The following is a 271-nucleotide window of genomic DNA, read 5'->3' as shown; positions in this document are numbered from 1 at the left end:
AACCGGTGGTGGTCTCGATGGGGAATCTGGCCGCTTCCGGCGGTTACTGGATTTCCATGGCGTCCGATGAAGTCATCGCGGATGAAGCCAGCATCACCGGCTCGATCGGCGTGTTCGCCATCTTGCCGACAGCTGACAAAGCCATCGACAAGCTCGGCATCCACACGGCCGGCACCACCACGACCTGGTTGGCCGATCCATTTAATCCGCTGCGACCGCTCAACCCGCGCTTCGCCCAACTGATACAGGGCAGCATCAACCACATCTATGC

The 271-nt window shown here is 60.1% G+C and carries 1 protein-coding gene; it reads left to right on the top strand.

Annotation, left to right across the window (positions count from 1 at the left end; genetic code table 11):
• Positions 1-271 (top strand): S49 family peptidase (locus tag QN347_RS19950; RefSeq protein ID WP_323494423.1); only part of this gene is annotated, 271 nt, incomplete at both ends.

The organism is Sphingomonas sp. 10B4 (assembly GCF_035019905.1).
Classification (GTDB): Bacteria; Pseudomonadota; Alphaproteobacteria; order Sphingomonadales; family Sphingomonadaceae; genus Sphingomonas; species Sphingomonas glacialis.
The sequence above is the reverse complement of the archived record's forward strand: the minus strand, read 5'-3'. Positions and strand labels throughout refer to the sequence as shown.